Below are 22,871 nucleotides of genomic sequence, written 5' to 3' on the forward strand. Positions count from 1 at the left end.
GTCCCGGCGCCCAACTCAGGCGCAACAACGGCACCTGACAAAAGCGCTTAGACGTTTCGTAGAGTTTGACGAAATTGACCGTGGAACGATTTGCATACCGACAGGTTGCGTCCTCCCGGGTGTCGAAAGGAATGGAGCCATGGTTGCCCCGCGAGCGAACTGGAAAGGCTACATCAAGTTCGGAGAGGTCACCTGTCCAGTGGCACTTTACACCGCCGCGTCCTCGTCCGAACGCATCAGCTTCCATAGGCTCAATCGAAAAACAGGCAACCGGGTAAAGCGCGAGTTCGTTGACAGCGAGTCGGGAGAGCCCGTTCAGGCCGACGATCAGGTAAAAGGCTATGAAATCGAGGGTGGACGATACGTCGTCCTGGAACCTGAAGAAGTCGCAGCGGTGGTTCCGGAAAGCGACAAGACCCTGAAGATTGAGGCCTTCATTCCCTGCTCGCAGATCGACACAACCTATTTCGACAAACCCTACTATCTTGCACCCGACAAGATGGGCGGGGAGGCTTTCGCACTGCTCCGTGATGGGATGGCTAAGGCCAAGGTCGCCGCGATCGCCAAGACCGTGCTTTTTCGCCGGCTACGAACCGTACTTATCCGCGCACACGGCAAGGGGCTGGTGGCGGCAACCCTCAACTTTGACTATGAAGTGCGATCTTCGAAAGAGGCGTTCCAGGAGCTTCCCGACCTCAAGATCGAGGGCGAGATGCTGGAACTTGCAGAGCACATTATCCGCACCAAGAAAGGCAGTTTTGACCCCGGCGACTTTGATGATCGGTACGAGGCGGCTGTTGCCGAGCTGGTCAAAGCCAAAATCGAGGGGCGTGCCCTGCCGAAGAAAAAGTTGCCCGTAGCATCCAAGCCCGGCGATCTGCTCAAGGCGCTCCGCGAGAGCGCAGGCGTCAATCCGAGCAAGTCGAAGTCCAAGCGTCAAGCGGCCAACGCAAACAAGGGCGCTCGTCGGCAAAAGGAGTCGAGCTCGTCTTCCAAGTCGAAACAGGCGGCAACGTCGCGTCGCACCGGCTGACGGGAGATTGAGCCATGGCTGTCCGCCCGTACTGGAAAGGCTATTTGAAACTCTCGCTGGTGACGTGCCCGGTTGAGATGATGCCGGCCACGTCCGATAGCGAAAAAGTTCGCTTCCACACGCTTAATCGCGAGACCGAGAACCGTGTCGTCAGTCACTTCGTCGATGCGGTAACCGGGAAAGAGGTCAAGGAAGACGATGAGGTCATGGGTTACCAGCGCGGGGAAAAGGAGTATGTCGTGATCGAGGACGAGGAGCTTGAGACCGTCGCACTCGAAAGCACCAGGACCATTGATATCTCGACGTTCACCCCGCGCGACAGCCTCGAGTGGATATGGCTCGATACGCCTTACTACCTTTCTCCGAGCGAACCGGTCGGCCAGGAGGCCTTTTCTGTTATCCGAGATGCGATGGAAGCTCAGAAAATGGTCGGTATTTCACGACTGGTCATATCGCGTCGGGAACGAGCCGTCATGCTCGAGCCGCGTGGCAAGGGGATCGTGCTCTGGACATTGCGCTACGGCGACGAAGTTCGTGGCGAAGAAACGTACTTCACCACCGCGAGCGACGCCAAGGCGGACCCCGAAATGATGCCGCTTGTGCAGCGATTGATAAAGAAGCTGACGAAGGATTGGAGCCCCCGCATGGTGGAGGACCCCGTGCAGGAACGCCTGGTTGACATCATCGCTGCCAAGAAGAAAGCGATAAAGAAACCGTCCAGGGCCAAGTCCAAATCGTCAACCACACCATCGCCACCCAGCAACGTCGTCAACATCATGGACGCCTTGAAAAAGTCGGTCGCAGCGGAGCGTCGTCCCCGGAAATGAACCATCCGCGACCCTTAGACCTTGACGACGGCACGGCTGGCTCTCGTCAGCCCACGGGCAGGTTCTGCGCCAGCGCGATGGGATCGATGACCCTCTCAAGTTCAAAAACATAAAACCGATCGTCATCTCGCATGGCCATCAGTCCCATCAAGCTGTCGTCATTGATCCGTCGAAAATGGTCGACGATCGGCTGGTCGTCATAGATCATGGCCGCGCTTGCGACGCCTTCAAAGGCAACCGTTTTGATCGAGGCGACGGGACCCTTTGCCTGAAGGCACCGTTGAAGACCGGCAAAAAGCACGGCGGCAAGGGCCGTTCTTCCAAACGCATGAAAGCGAAGTGCGAGGGGAAGCGGAACCCACTTCGGATCGATGGCTCGCAGTTTTCGCCCACCGACGTGAAAAAGAAGGGCATCGGCCCGCAGATCCGGATTGAACCGTTTGCCGAACCAGCCGAGGTTCTCCAAGACGCCATCGAAGGGATGACCAGTTGGAACTCCCCGACCTTGCCAGAGGCCGGCAAGCTCGCACGGTTCCAGCGGCGGAAGCCGCAGAAACTGTTCCAGCGCCCGTTGCTGATCATTTACCGCATTGTCTCTCCTCACCTCTACGCCTCCCGGCTTCTCGTTTCAATCGGCCCCCGCGACGCGCCTGCCGCAAATCTTCCAATGTCGGAAACCATCAGCCCCGCTTGAGTTCAGAGGTCGGCGACGTTTTTTCGGACCAGGTCCTTACCAGTTCATCGAGTGAACCCCGCGGCCAGGTAGCCTAGACAAGTTCATCGCACCCATGGAGGGAAATAGAGATTACGGACCGTTCTGATATCTGCTATTTCGCCGTAAGACCTGGTTAGAAGGACTACTCCAACATGCGTGGCGATCGCGCGCTCGTAGGGGCGATCTCCCATCGAGGAGTATCGGATAGCGCGCGTGTATTTTTTTCCTTGCCCTTTGCCTTTACATCCTGCTCCTCGTCACTAATTGTGCCTGTCCACGTGCCTTCCTTGTCTCCGGTTCGCTTCGCTCGGCTTCCGTTTCTGCCCAGCGTTGACGAAGTTCTAACCGCGAACGTCGCTCGGCGGTTCGGCCCTGATTTTGGTGAGGGCGCCGGGACCGTGCGCGCTATGAACCGCTTCGGGCCGAGATCGGATTTCACTTGCGCCCAATTTGAGAGGCATGGAGGCAGTCGCCCCTGACCGGGCTCGCGGCGATAGTGGAGCGACCGCCGTCGGGCCGGCTTTTCTGCCTTAATTTCGGCAGCTGGCTTATCCTCGCGGAGCCCCTTGAAGGCGCCTTGCCGCACCAGCCCGTCGGCCGTCGGCACCGGCCGCGCCGAAATCATACGGCATCAATCAACGCCTTTTCCGCCGGTCGCACCGTAAACTTCACCATTGACGAAACTTGCCTCCTGCGAGGCGAGGAAGACGTAAATAGGGGCCAGCTCAACCGGCTGGCCGGGCCGACCGAAATCGCTGTCCTTCCCGAAGTTCTTCACTTTCTCGTCAGGCTGGCCGCCGCTTGGCTGCAAGACCGTCCAGAATGGACCCGGTGCCACGACGTTGGCCCGGACACCCTTCTCGATGAGTTGTTTTGCGAGTGCCTTGGTGTAGGCGACGATCCCAGCTTTGGTCGTGGCGTAGTCGAGGAGAATTGGCGATGGCTGATATGCCTGGATGGACGCGGTTGTGATGACGGACGCACCTGGGGGCAAATGCGGCTCGGCGGCCTGAGCAATCCAGTGCAAGGCGTAGAGGTTGGTCTTCAGCGTGGCGTCAAAGTCCTCGGACGTTACAAGCGAGACGTTCTTGCGAAACTGTTGACGGGCCGCGTTGATCACCAGGATATCTATGCCACCAAGCTCGGACAGTGCCCGCGACACCAACGCGCGGCACCAGTCTTCATCCTTCACATCACCCGGCAAGGCGAGCGCCTTGCGGCCCTCGGCCTCGATCAACTCGATAACCTCTTTCGCGTCCGGTTCTTCCTCCGGCAGGAACGATATGGCGACGTCGGCACCCTCCCGTGCAAACGCAATCGCTGCGGCTCGTCCAATGCCAGAATCTCCTCCGGTGATCAGGGCTTTGCGCCCTTTCAACCGACCTGCCCCTTTGTAGGTTTTCTCGCCGTGATCGGGCTTTGGATGCATCCTACCAACAATACCGGGCATGGATTGTGGTTGAGGGTCAAACGGCGGCGAGGGGTACTGTGTTCGGGGATCTTGCATCATCAGACGATCGGTCATTGGTAAATCCTCATGTGGCGATAATCGGTTAAACTCGTCGATTGGTTTCGGGTTCCCGTCCAGCAATTCGGAGGAACCAAACGACAGGCTCCACCGTTCATTTGACGTCTCTTCAACCTCTTTTCGCGCCGAGGGAGAAAACGTTCCATGCAATTGCTGCACAGGGTCCTTGCCGACGTGCAGTTGATGCTTCGTCGTCCGCCGAGGTTGCAGTATGCGGCCTTGTGCTACCGTGTCCGCACAGGGCATTCGCTCGAAATACTTCTCATCACCAGCCGCGATACCGGTCGCTGGGTCATCCCAAAGGGGTGGCCCATGAAAGGAAAGCGTGCTCATGAGGTCGCGGCAAGGGAGGCGTTCGAAGAGGCCGGCGTAAAAGGGAGCTGTGAGAGGGCTCCAATTGGCCACTACGTCTACAGGAAGAAGTTAGATAGTGGCCTGAAAGTTTCTTGCAAGGTCCACGTTTTTGCGATGAAAGTTGCTGGCCTGCGCGGGAACTTTCCGGAGAAGGGCGAGCGCAAACTTGTCTGGTTCGAATATCGAGAGGCCGCCCGTCGCGTCGCTGAGCGATCCCTACGCGACCAGATTTTACGCTTCGGCAGTGCGACTTTGCCTTGAAGACGCAAACTGCGACGATCCATTCTCATACATTTTTGAAGTTTGCATCGTCGTCTGTCGTATCTTGGCGAGCGCTGGCGGACCGACCGTCGCGGGAGGGGTGGGTAGCGAGCTCGACTGCCCTTGTGTGGGCCAAAAGGAGAGGGCGGAAAAATCCGGATGTTCCGGTCGGCTTGACGCGGCCTGCGACCGCTTATCGGCTCGGACCTCAAGTCGACGCCCGAGGCCGCGCGATGGCGCTCGATCTCCCTCTTCGCCAGACCGCCCGGCTTGTCTTTCCAACACCGTGATCAGCGCTCGTAGCGCGAGTTCGTCCAGCTTCTCGATACCGACATGCTCGTTTACGCCTTGGTCTGAATGCTCATCGAGTTAGGCCTGCATAGCTATGCTGTCGCGATCTTGAGAGTTCTCTAGGACGAACACGAAAAAATGATGATTGTCGTGCTGTTTATGCCGGGCGCCAAACGTGTCGCTGAAAGCAAAAAGCGCCCGGTAAGCCGAGGCAATGACGAGGACAACAGCGGCGATCACACCGGGTTTACATGAAGGTAAACTGCGGCATTAGGTAGCAAAAACCACCAGACCTGAAATGGCATCCCGACTACCCTGGTTTCCGGTGAAAACGGAGCCTCGAATGAGTGTAGCGTACGAGTTGAAGCAGAAGCGAGCCGCCTTGACTGACAGGCTACAGCAGCTTGAAAGGGAGCGGGTAGACATTCAGGAGCTGATGAGAGCGCTGGACCGCGTCATCCTGAGCTACGAGCCCGACTATCAGGGATCGGCGCTGACGGGACCTGAACAGGGTAACCGCTCTCGAAAGGCCAAGCCGTCGTCGTCCGAGGTGAAAGCGGCCATGAACGGCGTAAACAAGCGCCAAGCCGTCTTGGAGGTCCTGCGCGAGGCAGGGGAACCGATTTCGGTGACCGACTGCGCAGCGAAGTTTGCAGTCAAGATCGGCATCGCGAGCGAGCCAGCCAATCTCTCAGACATCGCACACCGCCTGTCAGCGGTCCTTACCCAACTGACGACTGCGGGACGCGTTCGGCAGTCCGGCCAGTTCGACGGTCGTAAGGTTCTGTGGGAGGTCGCCGCTTAGCCTTCCCAGATCAGGTCCGGCGGCTTGTTGCCCTGCCAGTACCCACACAGATAGCGTGACGTCGGGCGAGACAGTGCCTGGCCCAGCACCTGGAACGTATGACTGCTATTGCTCACGTGTCGGCAATCCTCGCGCCATGCAAGCTCGGCCACGTACCAGTCGAAGTATTTCAACGAAAACCGATGGTGGATGCCGACATAGGCCCGTTGGACCCGCGAGAAGAAACTCTCGACCTGGTTGGTGTTCGTGCCATCGTCGGTCTGATAGGCCTTCGAGTGGTTGACGCGCTGCAGCTTGTTCAGGCCAGCCAGGTCGTTATAGCTGCCATGCTCGTCAGCCAAGACCGTCGCCTCCCGCGACACGTGATCTCGAACGGCCGCCCAGGCTGCGTTGCCCTCTTCGTCTCGGATGATCCGGGTGAACGTCTGGCCTCCCAGTCCGCGTTGGCGGATCGCAAGAGCGCACAGACGCTTCATGTTCTGGTATTTCTTGAGCCGACGATCGATGCGATCCTCGGCCTTGTTTTCAGGACGGATGTGGCCGCCAGCGTACTTGCCGTCAATCTCCACCTCGCCATCGAGCACCATCTCCTCCCTGCGCCATGCGATCGCCTCCCGCAGCTTCATCAGGAGGACCCAGGCGGTCTTGTACTGAACACCGATCTCGCGCGAGAGCTGGAGCGCAGCCTTGCCTTTCACCGAGTTCGCCGAGAACCAGATGGCGATGAGCATCTTCTTGAAGCTCAGCTTGCGGGCGTGGAACACTGTGCCAGAGGTGACGCTGAACACCGCCTTGCAGGTCTTCTCGGTGCATTTGAAGCGGTTGCGGCTCATCGTGTGGCAGCGCAACGTTTCGCACCTGGGGCAGTAAGGCTCGCCCTCCGTCTCGTGCCAACGCAGGCGCTTAAACCAGTTATAGGCAGTCGTATCCCGCATCTTGGCGAGATCGAGCACCGTCAGCGTCCGGCACTCTGGCGACAGAAGGAAGTGCTGGCCCTTGGGCGTGTCGTCGGGGTTCGCCATGGCTCAACCCCTCCGCGATCCGGAGTAAGGTCGGGCGTATTTCCAAGCCCCCGCCCATGGCACTGACGGCCAACACCGAAGCGTGGCTGCGGTGGGCAATGGCGGCGGTAGCGATGGCGAGGAGGGTCATGTTCAGGCTCCAGAAGTCGACGGTAGGCGCAGCGGATCGGCGGCCTAAGGCGGCCGCGGGAGATCAGAGCTGTATGCGTATCATCCTGAACATGATCCAAGTTCTTATCGGGACTTTTCGCCGGAGTCGATCGAAGGAGGTCTAAATGGTTAATTTCGATGAGAGGTCGAAAGACCTTTACTGGCGGTCCGTGCGATCCGCGACTGCTGTCGGCCGCCCCAAGCAGACACTCAGAACCACCCCGCATGCCAGTATGACGCGGCATTGCCTGGCGGTAGGCAACGGGTAAGCCCTGATCACTTTCTAAGGTGAGGCGGTGCGACTGCCTACACTGTAGCCCGGTCAATCAGCGCAAGGAACCAGTGCACGCAAGCCACCTTGCTTGCTTGGAAGGTCTTTGATTATAACAAGGCGCGGCTGCGGAAATCAGAGGTGTGAAGAATGAATTTCCTTCGCAGGCATTGGTACAACCTGGGACTCGCGTTTGGAGCCATCGCGATCGCGGTCGCTCTCCTTGGCAATCTCCAGACGGTGCAGACTATCCTGCTGCTCTTCTTCGCGGCCCTTACGCTGCACCAGTTCGAGGAACTCGGCTGGCCTGGCGGTTTTCCATGGTACTACAACGAAATAATCAGGCCAAAAGGCGGCCCTTTCGATCGGAATCCGCTCAACCAGAACAACAACCTGTTCATCAACGTTTGGGCGGCTTACCCAATCACGCTCCTGCCGGTCTTCTTCCCCGACGCCATCTGGATGGGCTTCGGGATCGTGCTATTCGGGTTCGGACAGGTCATCGTTCACGCCATCGCCTTCAACATCAAGCTCAAGTACTTCTACAACCCCGGCATGGTCACGGTGCTATTCTTATACTTGCCTCTCAACGTGTGGTACCTCGTCGAGGTGTATTCCCACCAGACCGTGCCGCTCTGGAACTGGGCCGCCGGCTTTGGCTACTTCGCCTTCTTTAGCGCGGTCTTGATCATGTGGGTGGGCTTCACGCTTCTCACCGACAAAAACTCGCCGTATCCATTCGCTCCAGAGGAGCTGGAGCGGTGGAACCCACGGGGGCATCGAGCTCGACTCGGCCTCCCAGAGAACTCGGCGAAGGGGTGAGAGAGCCGAAGCAAATTCAAAGCGTCCCCCTGTTGCGATACGAAGTAAAGGCCTAGTGGAATTCGATTGGGACGCAATGACCGCTATTGGCGGCTTTGCGGACGAAGCGCAATGACAGCTACCTCGCAACGTTGTCACTGACCCGATCAATGTCAGCAGCATTATGGAATGCCTTTTCTGTTTCAATTCAAAGGCGTAAGTCGCTTTTGGTGGTCTTTGCTACCTAATGCCGGTAAACTGCTGGCCTCATCACTTCTCAGGCAGAACGAACTCGTGAATCCTGTCGATCGCCGAGAACCGACCGTTCCCCTTACCCTTGCGAAGCCAAGCTCGTTCTGATTCCGGCCTCAGTAAACCGCGTCAGCTGCATTTGAGTTGCGTCTTCAGTATAAAGGACATGAACCGCCAAGCCGCTTTCGGTGAGCCTTTGAGCCTCCTCATAGGCCTCTTCGAAGCCAACCGGAACCGCGTCTGTTGGCGCGGAGGGATCGTCCTGGGTCAACACATAGAAAGTGGAGTTTCGAATATCTGGGGTCATCGGCGCTCTCCTTCTCGCACACCACTAACTGCCGGAGGACGCGATAGTTCCTAGGTGATTTACGTGCGTGCGCTTCTGCTTGGTGCCGTTGAACCTTATCCGCGACCGGCGCGCTTTGGTTCGTCCCAATCAATTAGAACGGATGTCCGGGACGCGGTGTTAAACCGGCCTTTATTCCGCCCGCTTCTTGATCCTCTTTTAAGGAATACTTTCCTTCTACGGAGACTGGCCCATGGCGACCGGCGCATCCCAGCGATTGCACGACGGGGTCGCTGCCGTCGAAACGATGACGCGGTTTGCCATTGCCGTCCTAGCCCTTGCCTCCGGCGTGTACACTTATCTCGGCGTGCGCAGCATCCTGGACGGTTCGCCAACGGCGATCTTCTTCGCAGCGATTATCTACTCGGCCTCCGTCTCGGTCGGCATCTACGCTTTCTGGTCCTATATGGCGCGCTTCTTTCCGCATATCACGACCCATACGGGCCGCGCCGCCATGCTCGGTGTGATGGCCATCGGCGCGGTCATGATCATGGCCATGTCAAGCTGGCTAAATGCTGCTGCACTAGCAGGTTCTGCGGCACTTGAGCAGCACCTGGCCGAGACGGTGGAAGACTATACCGCCGACCTCGACCAGGCGCACCAGAACGCACTTGCTGCCCAGAGTCTTCTGCCCGATATCCAGCGCGCCTCCGAGCGCTTTGCTCAGCTGGCGCTTTCGGAACGGCAATCGGGCGCTCTGACCGGTACGACCGGTTCAGGAAGCGTCGTTCAGTTGCTGTCGCAGATGTCAGCGCAGATGAAAGATCTAGAGAACGGCATCAACGCCTCGCGCGAACAGGTAACGACGTTGTTCGAACAAGGACAAAAGCGGCTTGAGACCATGCGTACGCTGGTATCGGCGCCCGGCGCCATTGAACCGCGTGCCGACCAGTTCTCCTCGGAAGTCGTGGCGCTCACCGGGGTCATAGCCTCGCTCGGACAGACTTCAATTGCCCCTTCGATCCGTCGCGCGGCCGATGATCTTTCGCTCGGCTTTATTGCACCTGTCGCCGACGGTGGCGATGCCGACCTAGTTGACCGCCAGGACAGGGTAATGGCGACAGTGCGCGCTTCAGTAGCGGCCCAGTCGAAGGTTCTGTCCGACGCCGCTGACGAGATCCTTGCGCGCGCACCGGTAAAGGAGCGAAGGTTCGTTCCACTATCGTCCGCCGAAGCAGTTTTGCGCTACGCTTCGGACTTTATTCCAGCATGGGCTGGCGCCATCTCCATCGATCTCCTGCCCGGTGTACTCGTGTTCATTCTTGCAGTCGTGCACGGCGCGATCCGAAAACAGGAAGAGAGGATGCCATTTGCCGAACGCATCACGGCAGCCGAACTCGTGCAGGCAATAGAATTGAAGCGTGCGCTGGCGGAAAGCGGCTCGGATCTGATGGAGGTTGCCGCCGAGCTTGAAGCGCAGAAAACTACGGAAGAGGCAAACAACATCACAAACCTCGACCCGAGAATACGTCCCAAGGATCGCCCACATGAGGATCGATGAACCGATCAAGGCCTTAAAGCGCCTCGACGAGGGCACCGCGATGCGAGGCGTGTTCTATCTATTGCTGTCGTTGACGGCGATTTTTCTCATTATCGACGTTCGCAACATGGAAACCAGCCCCAGGCTGTCAACCCCCGACCCAACCTACCAAATCCCTTTCCTGCCGCCTGCAGGAACCAAGGGGGATCCGAGCGATGCTGCGCAAAGCCCATCGAGCCCGGCCGAAGTGCTGAACAAGCCGATGACATTGGAACTTGGCCCCGGCGGCGTCCTGCTTGTCGAAGGCACCTTCGATCCAGGCGCGTCTTCGCGCTTTGCTAGAGAGATCGAAGTTCGCGGCGAGTATGTAAGAACCGTCGCGCTCAACTCCCCAGGCGGCTCAGTGGACGACGCGCTGGCAATTTCCAAGCTGATACGCGAAAAATCGCTGACGACGAAAGTGGTGTCGAGAGCACTTTGCGCATCCTCATGTCCAATCGTGCTTGCTGGCGGCGTTGAACGCCTCGCGGAAAAAGATGCGGTGGTTGGAGTGCACCAGCTATTTACCGTCAGAAACGTCATACCCACCGCAGACGAGCTCATGTCGACCACACAGTCCGCCACCGCACGTGTCGCCCGCCATCTCGAGGCTATGGGCATTGCTGCCGAACTCTGGTTCAACGCTTTGGAAACGCCTGCGGACCGCCTTTATTATTTGACGGCGAAAGAAATGGCTGATTTTCGACTGACGACTACGCCAGCTGCGAGTCCCAAGAAGAGAAGTTAGGTCTCTACCGAGCGGATCAGCTCTACGCTAGGGCATGGACAATGGCGGGCCTCTTTGGGGATTAAACACAATCGGACACAGGAGGACTTAACACCGATCTTGAAGGCGGGCGTAGAGATCAGGGCGGGGCCGTGCCTCTTGACGCCCATTTCCTGGAAGCCCCCTCATAACGTTTCTGGGATCGTGACCCTAGACTGCGTGTGCTTTGCATAAATGCAATTGGCGCGATCTGCAGCGTCCGCGGTAGATGAGAGGTTAGGCATGGCTCGCAACTCAACCGGTGAGAGAACTGTCGGGTTCGAGCGCACAAAGGCTGTGCACTGGAGCTTTGGCTGTCGAAGAAATACGCAGCGCTGATTTACTTCTGGGAACAATGGCTTCCTTCCGGGCTTTTCTATGGAAGAGGAGGCCGGAGTGGTGATGACGCGCTATTTCTTCGATCTTATGAATGGTGACGGACAGACGCGGGATGATCTGGGGCTTGAGCTACATTCCCGCGAGGCCGTCATGCAGGAAATCACGCGCATCCTCGTTGATGTCGCACGCGACGAATTGCCCGAGGGCTATGGCACTGAAATTTCAGTTTCTGTGCGCAGCGAAGAGGGCAAACCTATCTCCGTTGCCAGCCTCACGTTTCGCAACCGCTGGCTCGATTGATGGATTTGCGTTCGTCTGGCGAAATCTCGCGCCTTCCATTGAAACACTGCGTCGCAGCATTATATTGTGCACTGCAGCAATGATTACCGAGTGCTGTATGAGGCCGCTATGATAGCCATCCTGGCCGTTACGGCCTGGAGGTTTCGTTATGCGCTCCTTGTCTAACACCCTCGCTTTGCTCAAGCAGTTCCGCACACATCCGGTCGACCCTTCTCGGGAGAGCCACTTGTCGGAATTCGAGGCCTTTGGACCGAATCCTGGCCAGCTTGAGGCAAAAGTTCATGTCCCATCGACAGTTATTCCACGACCGGCGCTCGTCGTCGTCTTGCACGGCTGCACCCAGACGGCGTCGTCATACGACGCAGGCTCGGGATGGAGCAGATTGGCCGACGACTATGGCTTTGTCGTCCTCTTCCCGCAGCAGACCCGCAGCAATAACGCCAATCTTTGCTTCAACTGGTTCCAGCCGAACGATATGGCGCGCGGCGATGGTGAAGCGCTTTCAATCCGCCAGATGATCGAGACCGCCGAAGAACGTTATGACATCGATACCTCGCGAGTTTACATAACCGGGCTTTCAGCAGGTGGAGCGATGGCCAATGTGATGCTGGCGACCTATCCTGGAGTCTTTGCCGGCGGCGCAATCATAGCCGGCCTCCCCTATGGCACGGCACACACGATACCCCAAGCGTTCGACCGCATGCGCGCGCAAGGCATTCCCGACACTAACACGCTTCAAAAGCTGCTTCGGTCCGCTTCCAAAACAACGGGCCCATGGCCGGCGGTATCGGTCTGGCAGGGAACGCAGGACATGACCGTCAACTCGGCCAACGCAGATGCGATTGTCGACCAGTGGCTGGGCGTTGTTGAAACCCGAGGATCGCCCCGGGTAGAACAACCGACGTCGCGGCTTGAACGCCGGGTCTGGGTCAATGCCAACGGGGAGGAACGCCTTCAGCTTTACCGCGTCAAGGGTATGGGCCACGGCACACCGATCGATGCGAAAAGTGGGTACGGTCGGGCAGGGCCCTACATGCTTGACGTCGGCATTTCGTCGACCGAGGAAATTGCCAAATCGTTCGGGGTTGCGGCGCCATCCTTGAGACAGGTGAACCCGGGCGTCGCCACTGACGCCGCTATCCCCAAGGCTCGGAGCAACGATAATCCGAGTCCCATCAAGGGACCGGCGGACGGCATTCGGCGGACGATCGAAGACGCGCTTCGTGCAGCGGGTCTGATGCGATAACACCGCGCACACTTCCTTCGTGGCCACCCGCCCTTTTGATCTGACGACTCACCGCGTGGAGATGCCTCAAACGGCGAGTGACGCCGCCGCAGCGAACATCCAATTTGCAAGGTCGCCCACCTGATGGGCCATACGCTCAGCCCTCAAGCTATGCGGTGGGTCCAGACGATTTTTTTGAAGAGCGGCCACATGGAGCGGCGAAGTTGCGCACCACTTGATGTTTTCGCGCTGCCGTCACTCCATACTGCATACCCCGCGACTGAGCCGATACGGACGGTTGCACTCCCAGCCGTTTCCGGAACGATCCAGATGTGCGTTTTCAGGAAGATTGATCTGTGAACATACCGATCCTTTTGCTTCAAATCCGCGGTCACATTTCCATTTCTGGCCATAGGAGTTGTCCGCGAAGGTTGCATTTTCGGGAACCTTTACAGCAACACAGGCCTGATCTTTCATTTCAAATCCACGGTCGCACAACCATTCATTGCCGCTGGTGGTCAGGTAGGCATGGTCAGGAACGATCAGTGCGACGCATTTGCTACCGATGACCTGGTACCCCCGTTCACAGATCCAGCCCTCGCCATAGCTCGAATCCGTCAGATACGCCTTGTCCGGCACCTCGATGAGGTCGCATTCAGTATCGCGCTGACGATATCCGTGCATGCACTTCCAGCGGTCACCAGAATAAGAGTCGAGAAAAGCATTGGCGGGCAGCCGTACCGCAAGGCACTGGCCGTCCTTTTCGGCAAACCCGTAATCGCATTCCCAGCCGTTGCCATAGGAAGCGTGTGTCAGGAAAGCATTGTCGGGAGCCGTCACAGCAACGCAGGAATCGGCCTCTTGTCGGAATCCACGATTGCACTCCCATCCCGATCCGTAGCGTTTTGCTTCGGAATTTGCTGGCACCGACCCTTGACCATATGCCCCAGGGATCAAGAGCAGAGTTGCGGATAGAAGAACGCTCGCCTGTAGAGCCAACGCTAGGAAGAACGGTTGAGGCATGTCCTTATGTCTCCAAATGGGCGGTTGAGTGGTCACAGAAGTGTGAAGCCATTGCGGCCGGCGCTTACCCTGCGCCCATCGGTTCGTCCCAACCAATGCCAGATTGTCGGGGCTGGGAACATACTGCGCACAGCGCTGTGCAGTTCGCAGCCTCAAGTGTCTAGGACCGACCGGAACTTGCTGGATCGCAAGGCGAAAATGTCTGTTCGGTGTAGGACATGACGCCCCCTTGATTGGGGCCAGGGTATCGAACCCTCATACAGCAGCGCCCGTGACATCTGCTACTGGAGACTGGACACTGCGCCTTTGTCATTCCAATAGCAACCGCTCTTCACCGTTATTTGATGTGCCTGCCGAACGCCCCCTAGCAATCATGATTTCCATGTTTCCATGCTTTGATCGAGCACGAACCGGGTCGTTCCAAGGCGGTCGGTCGTTTTCCGTGGAGAGAGGGGTTGTCGCGACGGAGGCACGTCAGAGGCCGCACACCTTGTCGGCTAGTCGGCGCTGACTGTCGGCATGAGTTGCGCCGGCGTCTCAATCTTTTGCAAGCATTTCTCGAACTTTTCGCGCCAGATCGTCCATGGAAAACGGCTTGGTCATCATGTCCATGCCTGGTCCGAGAAAGTCCGCGCGTGAGGATGCTGTTGCTGCATAACCCGTCAAGAACAGAACACGGAGGCCCGGCCTCCTTGCCAGAGCCACTTCGGCCAACTGCCGCCCGTTGATCCCTGGTAAGCCGACATCGGAAACCACGGCATCGATGCGCTGCGCGCTTTCGATTATCGGCAGCGCATGTTCTCCGTCTTCGGCTACGATCGTCCTGTATCCAAGTTCCTTCAGAACGTCGACGATCAGCAACCTCACGGCGCTGTCGTCTTCCACAACGAGCACGACCTCACCTTCACCCATCAGACTCCCGTGTTGGGACGGAGCCGAGCCGATGCTTGCCTTGTCGGCGCCTGACCCATCCGGGAGAAAGAGCGTGACTGTCGTACCCGTTCCCAGCTGGCTCGTTATTCGTGCGTGGCCGCCCGATTGCTGGGCAAAGCCGTAGATCATCGACAGACCAAGTCCCGTTCCTTGCCCGATCGGTTTCGTCGTGAAAAACGGATCGAATGCCTTAGCGATCGTTTCTGACGTCATGCCAGTTCCGGTGTCGCTTACCGCGATCACGACATACGGGCCGGGCTGGATTTCCTCGTTGCGCGAGATGTCAGCCTTCGTCAGGGTTACGTTCTCCGCCTCGATGGTCATCTTCCCACCCTTCGGCATCGCGTCGCGCGCGTTGATTGCCAGATTGAGAATTGCATTCTCAAGCTGATTTGCATCAGTGAACGCGTAACACGTCTCTGGATGTACCAGGACAGAAAGGGAGATTTTTTCGCCAAGCGTGCGAGTGAGCAAGTCCTCCATGGAATTGACGAGCTTGTTCACGTCGACCGCCTGTCGGTCGAGCGATTGGCGCCTCGAAAACGCCAACAGGCGATGGGTCAAGGAAGCGGCTCGATGGGCGGAGGTGGTCGCAGCATCGATGAAACGGTCGAGGTCGTCAAGACGCCCAGCCGAAATACGGCGGCGCAGAATCGAGAGAGCGCCGATAATCCCTGTCAGCAAGTTGTTGAAGTCGTGCGCTATGCCACCGGTCAGCTGGCCGACCGCTTCCATCTTCTGCGACTGGCGCAATTGTGCTTCGGTATCTTTCAGCGCCTCGGCTTGCTCCCGCTCCAAAGTGACGTCGCGGCCAAATCCATAGATCGATCCGTCTTCCTGGGATGTGCGCCAGGAAATCCATCGTGGAGCGCCATCCGCATGCTTCAGGCGTAGTTCAAAGTCGCTTCGTCCGCCCTTGGATGCAACCTCAATGGCTTCCAGCATCGAGGCTTTGTCTTCCGGCCACGTAAAGTCGACGATCGAGCGGCCAACAGCGAGGCTCGGCGACGCTCCGAGGATTTCGCGCCAGACGGGGTTGGCGTCCTTAATCTCTCCCGAGCCGCTCAGAACCAAAACCAGGTCCCGGGAATTTCGCCACATGCGATTGCGTTCGCGCATGCTGCCCCTTGCGCGTTCGGCCAAGGCGAGGTTGGCTGTTCGCAGTTGCTCCTGGCTCGCCTTTGTTTCCGTGACGTCATAAAGAACGCCAATGTACCGCTGGCTGCCCTGAGCGACCTCGACATACTCGCCGCGTTGCGCCAGCCATCGCACTTTGCCGTCATCGGCACGGGTAATCCGGAATTCCCGGTCCGCTATGCTCTGTGGCCCGTCGGGACGCGCCAGATCGATGATCAGCGGGTCGCCTTCGTGAATGAGGTTGTTGAGTGTCTTGATCGGCAGAACCTTGGTCGGGTGAAGTCCGAAGAGTCGGCAGAGTTGGTCCGAAACGTTGACAGTCGCAAATCCCGCGGCATGCTCGAACGTGCCGATGCCACCGGCCTCCTGCGCTATTCGCAGCCTCTCTTGGGCAAGCCGTTGGTCGGTGATGTCGACAAGCGTGCCAACAAACCGGACCGGCTCGTCATCGTCGTCCGCTTCGCCGCGACCTTCTGCACGAACCCATCGGATGCTCCCGTCCCTTTTGACCAGGCGATATTCCTTGGAGAATATTTCTGCGCCAGCGAGGATCCCCGCCACGGCCAATCGTATTCGCGGCATATCCTCGGGGTGAATGGCGGAAAAAAAGTACTGTGTGCGAACTCCGGCTTTGAGATCAATCGGATCGAGCCCGACCATCGCCGCAAATCGCGTGTCAGCGAAAAGCCGATTGCCGGAAATGTCCCAATTCCAGCTGGATGCTGCACCCGCGGCCTCAAGCGTCAGGTCAAGCCTTTCTCGGGCCGTCGCAAGCTCGGTCCTGATCTCCAGAAGCTCTGCTTCAGCCTCTCGCCCCGCGGTCGCATGCCCGACATCTGCCCGGTCAGCAGTCGGGAATTTGCTTGCCGTGGGGAAAAGACCTGGTCTCGACGACTTCAAGGCGCCTCCTGCGTCACGCGTTCGATGAACGCTGCGACTAAGGTTTTGAGGACCTCCAGCGACGGCAGATCCATGATCATGGCGATGTAGCCTCGGATGTCATGGTCCCTGACGGAAAAGTTTATGTAAAGGAAAAGCACGAACCCTTCATTTGCATCCTCGGTGCTGACATGAAACAGCGACGCGCTGTTTCCACGCCTGACATCCGGAATTGACATCTTGAGCGACTTCTTGAGCATGTTTGCCATCGAGCCCAGGCAGCCATTCAGTATGACGTTGCCGGTCTCGGCCAATGCCTCGGCCTCCATTTCGAGGAGTTCTTCCTCGCTCATTTCGTCTCCAACGATCGCTCGTACTAATGTGAGACCGTTGCTCTCTGGAAAGATAAGAAGGGCCCGGCCCGAAAAAGGTCCGTCAAACTCCTGCTGGACTGCGATCAGATTCTCGCTTTCGCGCTGGCCAATCAGTGCTGCGGCTGATTTTCGCGTGATCACCTCGACAGAAGGCACAGACAACAAGACCTGCTTGTGAACCATCTTTCGCAGGCTTGCGGCCGCTCGACTGACCCCGATGTTGACGAGTTCAGTCAAGGCGTCGCGTTCGAGCTCGTCCAACTCGATGTCGATCTCGCTCATATCTGGGACTTCTTCAAACGAAGCGCTGCGCCTGTGATGAAGGCACTCATGCCCTCCTGCGTCACAGGTTTGCCAACAAAGGTCGCGTTCAGTGCCCTCACGCGCGCAATCACTTCGTCCTGAACATTCGCCGTGATGATGGCGATGGGCAACGTCGGGTTCGCGTCACGCATCTCGGTGGCAAGATCAAGTCCGTCCTTGTCCGGCATGTTGAAGTCGACAACCGCGACATCGATCTGGCGCTCGGCCAGGATGCGAAGCGCCTCATCGGCGCTGCCAGCCTCGACACGTTGCCAGTCGGGCTTGAGGGCAGCAATCGCTTTGCTGGCTACGATGCGGGCCAGCTTGCTGTCATCCACGACCAACACAGTCACACCCATTTCGATCTCTCCGTGCTCAATTTCGTCTGAACGGCTTGTCCGGCGTTGTTCTGCGTCTGTCATTTAACTTTCCTATTCTTGAGCGTTGGCAAGAGGTAACGCACAGCAAAATCCGAAGCAGGCTCACCTTCGAGATCGCGTTCGCAGAGAAGTATCAATTGCCAGACTGCCGTGTGGATGTCGCCAGCATGCACGAGCGAGACGGGCAATCGCGGTTTGGCTTCTAGGGCGGTCAAAAGCTCTTCGGCGTCCTCCACCCCGCAAGCACCGTGAAGCTCAATTGCTCTGCCAGAAAGTACGATCGTCATGTCATCAGACCTTCGATATCGAGCACAAGTACAATACGCCCGTCGCCCATCAGCGTCGATCCGACAATTCCCGGCGTGCCCGCAAGCAGGCCGGTGAGCGGTCGCATCAGTGCATCCGACCGGTCAACGATCCGATCCACCGCGACGCCGACAGGCTCGCCTCCAAGCGAGACGGCTAGAACGGTCAGCTCGTTCTTTCGTGGCGTTTGCGGCAGGCGCAGCAATTGGGAGAGTTCCAATAGGGGAATCGTCTGCTGACGCAGCACGAACGCCTCGCCGGCACGAACCGGCGTCACTGCGTTGGCGGAAACGCGCACCGTCTCGTGGATCTTTTCTATCGGTATGCCGTATTGTTCGCCGCCGACCTCAACCACCATGAGGCGGCTCATCGAGAAGCTTATCGGCAGAACAAGTCCAAAGATCGTTCCTTTCTCTGGGGTGCTTGAGAGTTCCACTCTGCCACCGAGCGCCGACAGGGTCGAGCGAACCACATCAAGGCCGACCCCTCGGCCTGACACGTCCGTGACGCCCTCAGACGTGGAGAACCCAGGCAGGAAGACGAACTGAAGGACTGCGTCATCGGAAAGCCCGTCGAGACCCTCGTTTGTCGTCAGACCGGCGCTCAAGGCTCTCGCACGAATGGTTTGCGGCGACATTCCGCGTCCGTCATCCCGCAACTCGATCCTCAATTGCTCGCCAAGGCGCATAGCCCTCAGCTGGATCAGCCCTCTTTCGGGCTTGGCGACCTTTGTACGCTCCACTCCAGCCTCGATGCCGTGATCGATTGCGTTGCGAATGAGGTGCACCAGGGGCTCGTACACGTTTTCTACAATCTCCCGATCGGCTTCAATCGTCTCTCCCTCCATGACGAGGTCGACGGCTTTTCCCAGTCTGGCCGCTGTTTCGCGGACAAGTCTTGGAAAGCGCCGGAAGGTCTGACCAATAGGAATCATGCGTGTGCGTGTGACGGCCGCATAGAGCGACCCGACGAGCCGGTCAATTTCGGCGTGGCTTTCCAACAGGTACCGCACCGGCGAGGTGTTTCCTGGGAGAGGGGGAAACAGGGCGGCAGCACTTCGCAGGCGGTTCTTGGCAGCGATGAGCTCGCCGGTGAGGGTAACGAGAGTGTCGAGCCGGTCCACACTGACGCGAGCAACACCGCCGCTCGAGGCAACGTTCGAATGGGTTGAGGCCCTGCTATTGGTGACCGCGGGCTCCGCCAGGATCTCCACCAGGCGGACCTGGTCTGGAATAAGCCGAAATATCGCCTGAAGTTCGCTTAGCGACGCCGTGGACAAGACTTCGATCACAAGATTGCAGCGGAAGGGATCATAGGGGGTTTCAGGCTCAGGCATGTTGCGCGCGAACACGCGGAGATAGGCAATGCCAGGCACCTGCGAGACCGTCTTCAACGGGTCATCGCCGCTAAAGAAGCATTCCGCGTGGGGCTCGTAACGCGCTGCGATCACAGAATGGTCAATCGGCAACGAACTGTGTTTACTCAGGAGGTCGCGTGCCCAGCGTGGCGTCGGTTCATTGGCATCGAGCCCCTCGCTTAACACCCCGGGGGAGAAGGCCAATGTCCCCTGAAGTTGTGGCCCCTGCGAAAGGGTCTGCGCAGATGGCGCTCCGGTCGCAGCGATCTCCTCCACGCATTGTTCTGTCCATTCAACGATGACCACGACGGCATCGATGAAACCCGCGTCGATATCGATCCCGCCCGCCCTCGCAGCAGAAAGATAGTCCTCGCAGCGATGGAGTATCGCCTCCATGGGTCCGAACTCGAAAAGGGCGACGGAACCCTTTAGCGTGTGGATGGACCTGAACAGGCTTTCAAGCTGGCGCTGGTCAAGAGGATCTTGCTCCAACGCCAAAAGCGATTCAAACGCCTGGTGAACGAGCTCGCGGGCTTCGATCCCGAATTGTTCCGTCAATTCATCCATCGGACGCCCCATCGCCTCTCCGGTAGACAATGGCGTCGGGGAACCGAATGAGGTCGAACCGATCGGAAATCCTTGCCATAGACTCCGAATGCCCCAGGCAGATGTATCCGCCCGGATTCAGCAACTCATGGAGATTGTGAGCAGCAAGCTGCCTGCCCTTGTCATCGAAATAAATGAGGAGGTTGCGGCAGAATATGACGTCGAACCGACCGGACGCGGCCAGGCTTGCCGGGTCCAAAATGTTTGCTTTTGTGAAACTCACGGATTCCCTTAGGTCGGCAATCAACGTGTGTTTGCGCGCGTGCTTGGGTTCAAAGTAGCCCTCGATCAATTCACTCGGAAGTTTCGACAAGGCCCGCTCACCATAGCTTGCCTCCCTGGCCTGGTGCAGCACTGCCGTGTCGATATCCGAGCCAACGATTTCGACGTGATACGCATCAACGAGCTGCCAGTTCTCCAAAAGCCATATCGCGATTGAATAGGGCTCTTCCCCTGTTGAACAGGGCATCGACCAGATTCGGATGCGGTCGCCGGGGCGTTTCGTGCGTACGATTTCCGGCAGGATCGAATGGCTAAGGCAAGCCAATTGGTGCTCTTCGCGGTAGAAATAGGTCTCATTGACGGTGAAGCTGTTGATGATCTTTTCGACTTCCGTCTCGTCCGCTCGCAACACCGCCAAATAGTCCTGCGGCGTAGCGCTGCCCCGCACGCGCATCAGTTCGCAAATGCGCCGCTCGACGTAGTATCGTTTCGTTTCTCCGAAGATCATCCCTGTGCGCGCATGAACGAACGCACAAATGTCCTTCAAATCGGCGATCGACAGCGGGCTAATGAGCGCTCCTCCTTCTGGCTGCACCGGTATGGTCATTTGACGTAATCCAGAAGCTTCGAAGCAATCCGTCCAAGCGGCAACACATCGCTTGCCCCGTCGCGGGACACCAACTCGCCTGGCATACCCCAAACGACGGCCGTCGCCTCGGCCTCCGCGATCGTCCGGCCACCGGCTTTCCTCAGATCGACCATTGCCAACGCACCGTCGCTGCCCATTCCCGTCAACAGGATCCCGATTAACGCTTCGGGCGCGACAACGTTCATTGCAGACAGAACCATGCGATCGACGCTTGGATGCCAGATCCACCGCCCATCAGACGGAGCAGGCATCACGACCAGCCGTTCCGCTCTTTTGGATAGGATGATGTCGGCATCTCCCTTGGCTATGTAGACATGCCCCGGTTCGATCGGCCGCTGCTGGTCGGCTTCGACCACGCAAAGCGCGCACAGTTTGTCCAGCCGGCGCGAAAGTGGTCCGGTAAACGTCGCCGGCATGTGCTGCGCTATGACAATTGGTAAGGGAAAGTCAGCTGGCAACGAGGAGAGGATCACCTCAAGGGCCGGCGGCCCTCCGGTCGAAGACCCAACCAGGACAAGCCGCTTGTCTGCGGGTCGTCCTCTGGCCTCAGTAGAAGATCGTGGAAGGTCGGGGGCGCGAGATGCAGCCCGGCTGATGCGCTCTTTCAATCGTCGGCTGCGCCGGATTGCAATGCTTGAGGCACCTCGAACTTTTTGGACGATCAGCGGGCCAAGCGCGTCGATCTCGAGCGAAACTGCTCGCGTCGGTTTGGCAACGAAATCGACCGCTCCCATCTCGAGCGCCACCAGTGTCTGTTCGGCGCCCTCCTCCGTCAATGCCGAAATCATCACGACAGGGCAAGGGCGCTCCAGCATGATCCGGTCGAGGCAAGCAAGGCCATCCATGTCAGGCATATGGATATCGAGCGTGATGACATCCGGCTCAAACCTCGCCGCCATGTCCAGCGCCTCTTGCCCGTTGCGAGCATATTCCAGGACAAAATCACCGGCTTCGGCAAATACTCGGCCAAGCAGTCGGCGCATCAGCGCGGAATCGTCGACGATCAAGAGCCGGATCAAGATGCCTTCTCTTCGGATCCAGTCATGGCCAAGGCCGCAACGACATCCTGTTCTGCGCGCGTGAGCAGTTCTTTTGGATCGACCAGTAGTATCATTCGGCCGTCTGCCTTCAGTCGAGCCACCCGGTCGAACACGCTTGTACGTTCCGATATGTCGGGGGCATCCAACAGGTCTTCGGCAGCTATCTCGACGGTCTCCGACACGCGATCAACGACAAAACCAACGCGTGTCTCTTCAAAGTTCACAATGATGGCGCGCTGCCATGCACGGGGGTTGGTATCCGCTACCTCAAAGCGCATGCGCTGATCGATCAACGGGACCGCTCTTCCCCTAAGATTGACGACGCCGGCCACAAAACTCGGCGCCTTAGGTACGCGCGTAACGGATTGAGGAACGCGTACAACTTCTTCCACGCATCGCATCGGCAGGCCGTAATCCTCCGATCCAAGCGAAAAAATCAACAACTGCTCGCCTTTGGCAACGATCGATTTTTCGCTCATGTCATGTTCTCCCACCGGCGACGCGACCCGGTTGACGGCCTGATTTCCAAACAATTTTTCGGTTGAGAGAATTGCAACGAGCGACTGCCCTTCACCGGGGCGCCCAATCGCCTCAAGTTCCGCGGGGCCTTGTCCATTCTTGAGAACCGTTGGAACGGCATCAATTTGTGACGATGCCAGACGCAGGATAGTCTGGACTCGCTCGACGGCCAGACCGATCCTCGTTCCCAGATAATCCACGACGACGACCCGATTTGCAGCGCGCGCTTTATCACTGCGCAAGCCAAGTAGGTTGCGCGCATCTGCCACCGGCAGCACGGCTCCGCGATGTTCGGCCATGCCAAGTATTACGTCCTGTGGCCGGCTCGCCGTAAAAAA

Annotated in this window: 22 protein-coding genes and 1 pseudogene; 9 read left to right on the top strand and 14 right to left on the bottom strand. The window is 58.2% G+C overall.

Annotated features, from left to right (window positions below):
• Positions 1–139 precede the first annotated feature (139 nt).
• Both ku (OVA00_RS38580) and ku (OVA00_RS38585) read left to right on the top strand, forming a co-directional pair.
• Complete coding sequence (gene ku / locus OVA00_RS38580; protein ID WP_060606904.1) at positions 140–1,033, top strand: non-homologous end joining protein Ku; 894 nt, start codon at positions 140–142, stop codon at positions 1,031–1,033.
• Between the two features lie 14 nt (positions 1,034–1,047).
• Positions 1,048–1,860, top strand: a complete 813-nt coding sequence (gene ku, locus OVA00_RS38585) for a non-homologous end joining protein Ku (RefSeq protein ID WP_268091027.1) — start codon at positions 1,048–1,050, stop codon at positions 1,858–1,860.
• 46 nt (positions 1,861–1,906) lie between these two features.
• Here ku (OVA00_RS38585) and OVA00_RS38590 read toward each other — a convergent pair whose 3' ends face one another.
• The 3 genes and pseudogenes from OVA00_RS38590 to OVA00_RS38600 form a co-directional block, all read right to left on the bottom strand.
• Complete coding sequence (locus OVA00_RS38590) at positions 1,907–2,464, bottom strand: DUF4334 domain-containing protein (RefSeq protein ID WP_268091028.1); 558 nt, start codon at positions 2,462–2,464, stop codon at positions 1,907–1,909.
• Between the two features lie 484 nt (positions 2,465–2,948).
• A pseudogene (gene ligD, locus OVA00_RS38595) lies at positions 2,949–3,087 on the bottom strand (non-homologous end-joining DNA ligase LigD); the annotation flags it as partial.
• Positions 3,088–3,206: 119 nt separating this feature from the next.
• Positions 3,207–4,100: an SDR family oxidoreductase gene (locus OVA00_RS38600; RefSeq protein WP_034800441.1), complete on the bottom strand. Its 894-nt coding sequence runs from the start codon at positions 4,098–4,100 to the stop codon at positions 3,207–3,209.
• A gap of 147 nt (positions 4,101–4,247) precedes the next feature.
• On the opposite strand from OVA00_RS38600, the gene OVA00_RS38605 reads away from it, so the two are divergent.
• Both OVA00_RS38605 and OVA00_RS38610 read left to right on the top strand, forming a co-directional pair.
• The gene (locus OVA00_RS38605) at positions 4,248–4,718 is read left to right on the top strand and encodes an NUDIX hydrolase (protein ID WP_060606913.1); all 471 of its coding nucleotides are present in this window, start codon (positions 4,248–4,250) and stop codon (positions 4,716–4,718) included.
• Positions 4,719–5,352: 634 nt separating this feature from the next.
• Positions 5,353–5,814: a hypothetical protein gene (locus OVA00_RS38610; RefSeq protein WP_192359082.1), complete on the top strand. Its 462-nt coding sequence runs from the start codon at positions 5,353–5,355 to the stop codon at positions 5,812–5,814.
• Here OVA00_RS38610 and OVA00_RS38615 read toward each other — a convergent pair.
• Positions 5,811–6,836, bottom strand: coding sequence for an IS1595 family transposase (locus OVA00_RS38615; RefSeq protein WP_268091029.1), 1,026 nt, complete (start codon positions 6,834–6,836; stop codon positions 5,811–5,813). The two genes, OVA00_RS38610 and OVA00_RS38615, sit on opposite strands and share 4 nt — an antisense overlap.
• A gap of 571 nt (positions 6,837–7,407) precedes the next feature.
• Here OVA00_RS38615 and OVA00_RS38620 point away from each other — a divergent pair.
• On the top strand, positions 7,408–8,079 hold the full coding sequence (locus OVA00_RS38620; RefSeq protein ID WP_268091030.1) for an HXXEE domain-containing protein: 672 nt from the start codon (positions 7,408–7,410) through the stop codon (positions 8,077–8,079).
• A 310-nt stretch (positions 8,080–8,389) separates the two neighbouring features.
• Here OVA00_RS38620 and OVA00_RS38625 read toward each other — a convergent pair whose 3' ends face one another.
• Positions 8,390–8,617: a hypothetical protein gene (locus tag OVA00_RS38625; RefSeq protein WP_029742849.1), complete on the bottom strand. Its 228-nt coding sequence runs from the start codon at positions 8,615–8,617 to the stop codon at positions 8,390–8,392.
• A 232-nt stretch (positions 8,618–8,849) separates the two neighbouring features.
• Between OVA00_RS38625 and OVA00_RS38630 the strand changes: the two genes are divergently transcribed.
• The 4 genes from OVA00_RS38630 (at position 8,850) to OVA00_RS38645 (ending at position 12,826) form a co-directional block, all read left to right on the top strand.
• Positions 8,850–10,157: a hypothetical protein gene (locus OVA00_RS38630; RefSeq protein ID WP_029742848.1), complete on the top strand. Its 1,308-nt coding sequence runs from the start codon at positions 8,850–8,852 to the stop codon at positions 10,155–10,157.
• On the top strand, positions 10,144–10,923 hold the full coding sequence (locus tag OVA00_RS38635) for an ATP-dependent Clp protease proteolytic subunit (protein WP_268091031.1): 780 nt from the start codon (positions 10,144–10,146) through the stop codon (positions 10,921–10,923). Before OVA00_RS38630 ends, OVA00_RS38635 begins: the two co-directional genes overlap by 14 nt.
• Positions 10,924–11,343: 420 nt before the next feature.
• Positions 11,344–11,580: a DUF6894 family protein gene (locus OVA00_RS38640; RefSeq protein WP_060607017.1), complete on the top strand. Its 237-nt coding sequence runs from the start codon at positions 11,344–11,346 to the stop codon at positions 11,578–11,580.
• Between the two features lie 148 nt (positions 11,581–11,728).
• Positions 11,729–12,826, top strand: coding sequence for an extracellular catalytic domain type 1 short-chain-length polyhydroxyalkanoate depolymerase (locus OVA00_RS38645; protein WP_268091032.1), 1,098 nt, complete (start codon positions 11,729–11,731; stop codon positions 12,824–12,826).
• Between the two features lie 234 nt (positions 12,827–13,060).
• On the opposite strand, the gene OVA00_RS38650 is transcribed toward OVA00_RS38645, so the two are convergent.
• The 9 genes from OVA00_RS38650 to OVA00_RS38690 all read right to left on the bottom strand — a co-directional run bounded on the left by OVA00_RS38650 (position 13,061) and on the right by OVA00_RS38690 (position 22,832).
• A complete protein-coding gene (locus tag OVA00_RS38650) occupies positions 13,061–13,645 on the bottom strand; it encodes a hypothetical protein (RefSeq protein ID WP_060606921.1) in 585 nt (194 codons plus the stop codon).
• Between the two features lie 720 nt (positions 13,646–14,365).
• Positions 14,366–16,690: a hybrid sensor histidine kinase/response regulator gene (locus OVA00_RS38655; protein WP_268091164.1), complete on the bottom strand. Its 2,325-nt coding sequence runs from the start codon at positions 16,688–16,690 to the stop codon at positions 14,366–14,368.
• A gap of 104 nt (positions 16,691–16,794) precedes the next feature.
• Positions 16,795–17,433 carry a chemotaxis protein CheX gene (locus tag OVA00_RS38660; RefSeq protein ID WP_060606924.1) on the bottom strand — a complete coding sequence of 213 codons (639 nt, stop codon included), beginning with the start codon at positions 17,431–17,433 and terminating at the stop codon, positions 16,795–16,797.
• Positions 17,430–17,876, bottom strand: a complete 447-nt coding sequence (locus OVA00_RS38665) for a response regulator (RefSeq protein ID WP_309142327.1) — start codon at positions 17,874–17,876, stop codon at positions 17,430–17,432. The genes OVA00_RS38660 and OVA00_RS38665 overlap by 4 nt, the downstream gene beginning before the upstream one ends.
• A complete protein-coding gene (locus tag OVA00_RS38670; protein ID WP_060606930.1) occupies positions 17,873–18,121 on the bottom strand; it encodes a hypothetical protein in 249 nt (82 codons plus the stop codon). The genes OVA00_RS38665 and OVA00_RS38670 overlap by 4 nt, the downstream gene beginning before the upstream one ends.
• Positions 18,118–20,064 carry a chemotaxis protein CheA gene (locus tag OVA00_RS38675; protein ID WP_060607019.1) on the bottom strand — a complete coding sequence of 649 codons (1,947 nt, stop codon included), beginning with the start codon at positions 20,062–20,064 and terminating at the stop codon, positions 18,118–18,120. The genes OVA00_RS38670 and OVA00_RS38675 overlap by 4 nt, the downstream gene beginning before the upstream one ends.
• Positions 20,057–20,932, bottom strand: coding sequence for a CheR family methyltransferase (locus tag OVA00_RS38680; RefSeq protein ID WP_113189017.1), 876 nt, complete (start codon positions 20,930–20,932; stop codon positions 20,057–20,059). Before OVA00_RS38680 ends, OVA00_RS38675 begins: the two co-directional genes overlap by 8 nt.
• Positions 20,929–21,993, bottom strand: coding sequence for a chemotaxis-specific protein-glutamate methyltransferase CheB (gene cheB, locus OVA00_RS38685; RefSeq protein WP_060606936.1), 1,065 nt, complete (start codon positions 21,991–21,993; stop codon positions 20,929–20,931). The genes OVA00_RS38680 and cheB overlap by 4 nt, the downstream gene beginning before the upstream one ends.
• Complete coding sequence (locus tag OVA00_RS38690; protein ID WP_442780608.1) at positions 21,990–22,832, bottom strand: chemotaxis protein CheW; 843 nt, start codon at positions 22,830–22,832, stop codon at positions 21,990–21,992. The genes cheB and OVA00_RS38690 overlap by 4 nt, the downstream gene beginning before the upstream one ends.
• Between the last annotated feature and the right edge of the window lie 39 nt (positions 22,833–22,871).

The sequence above is a fragment of the Ensifer sp. SL37 genome, from assembly GCF_026672675.1.
Taxonomy (GTDB): domain Bacteria; phylum Pseudomonadota; class Alphaproteobacteria; order Rhizobiales; family Rhizobiaceae; genus Ensifer; species Ensifer adhaerens.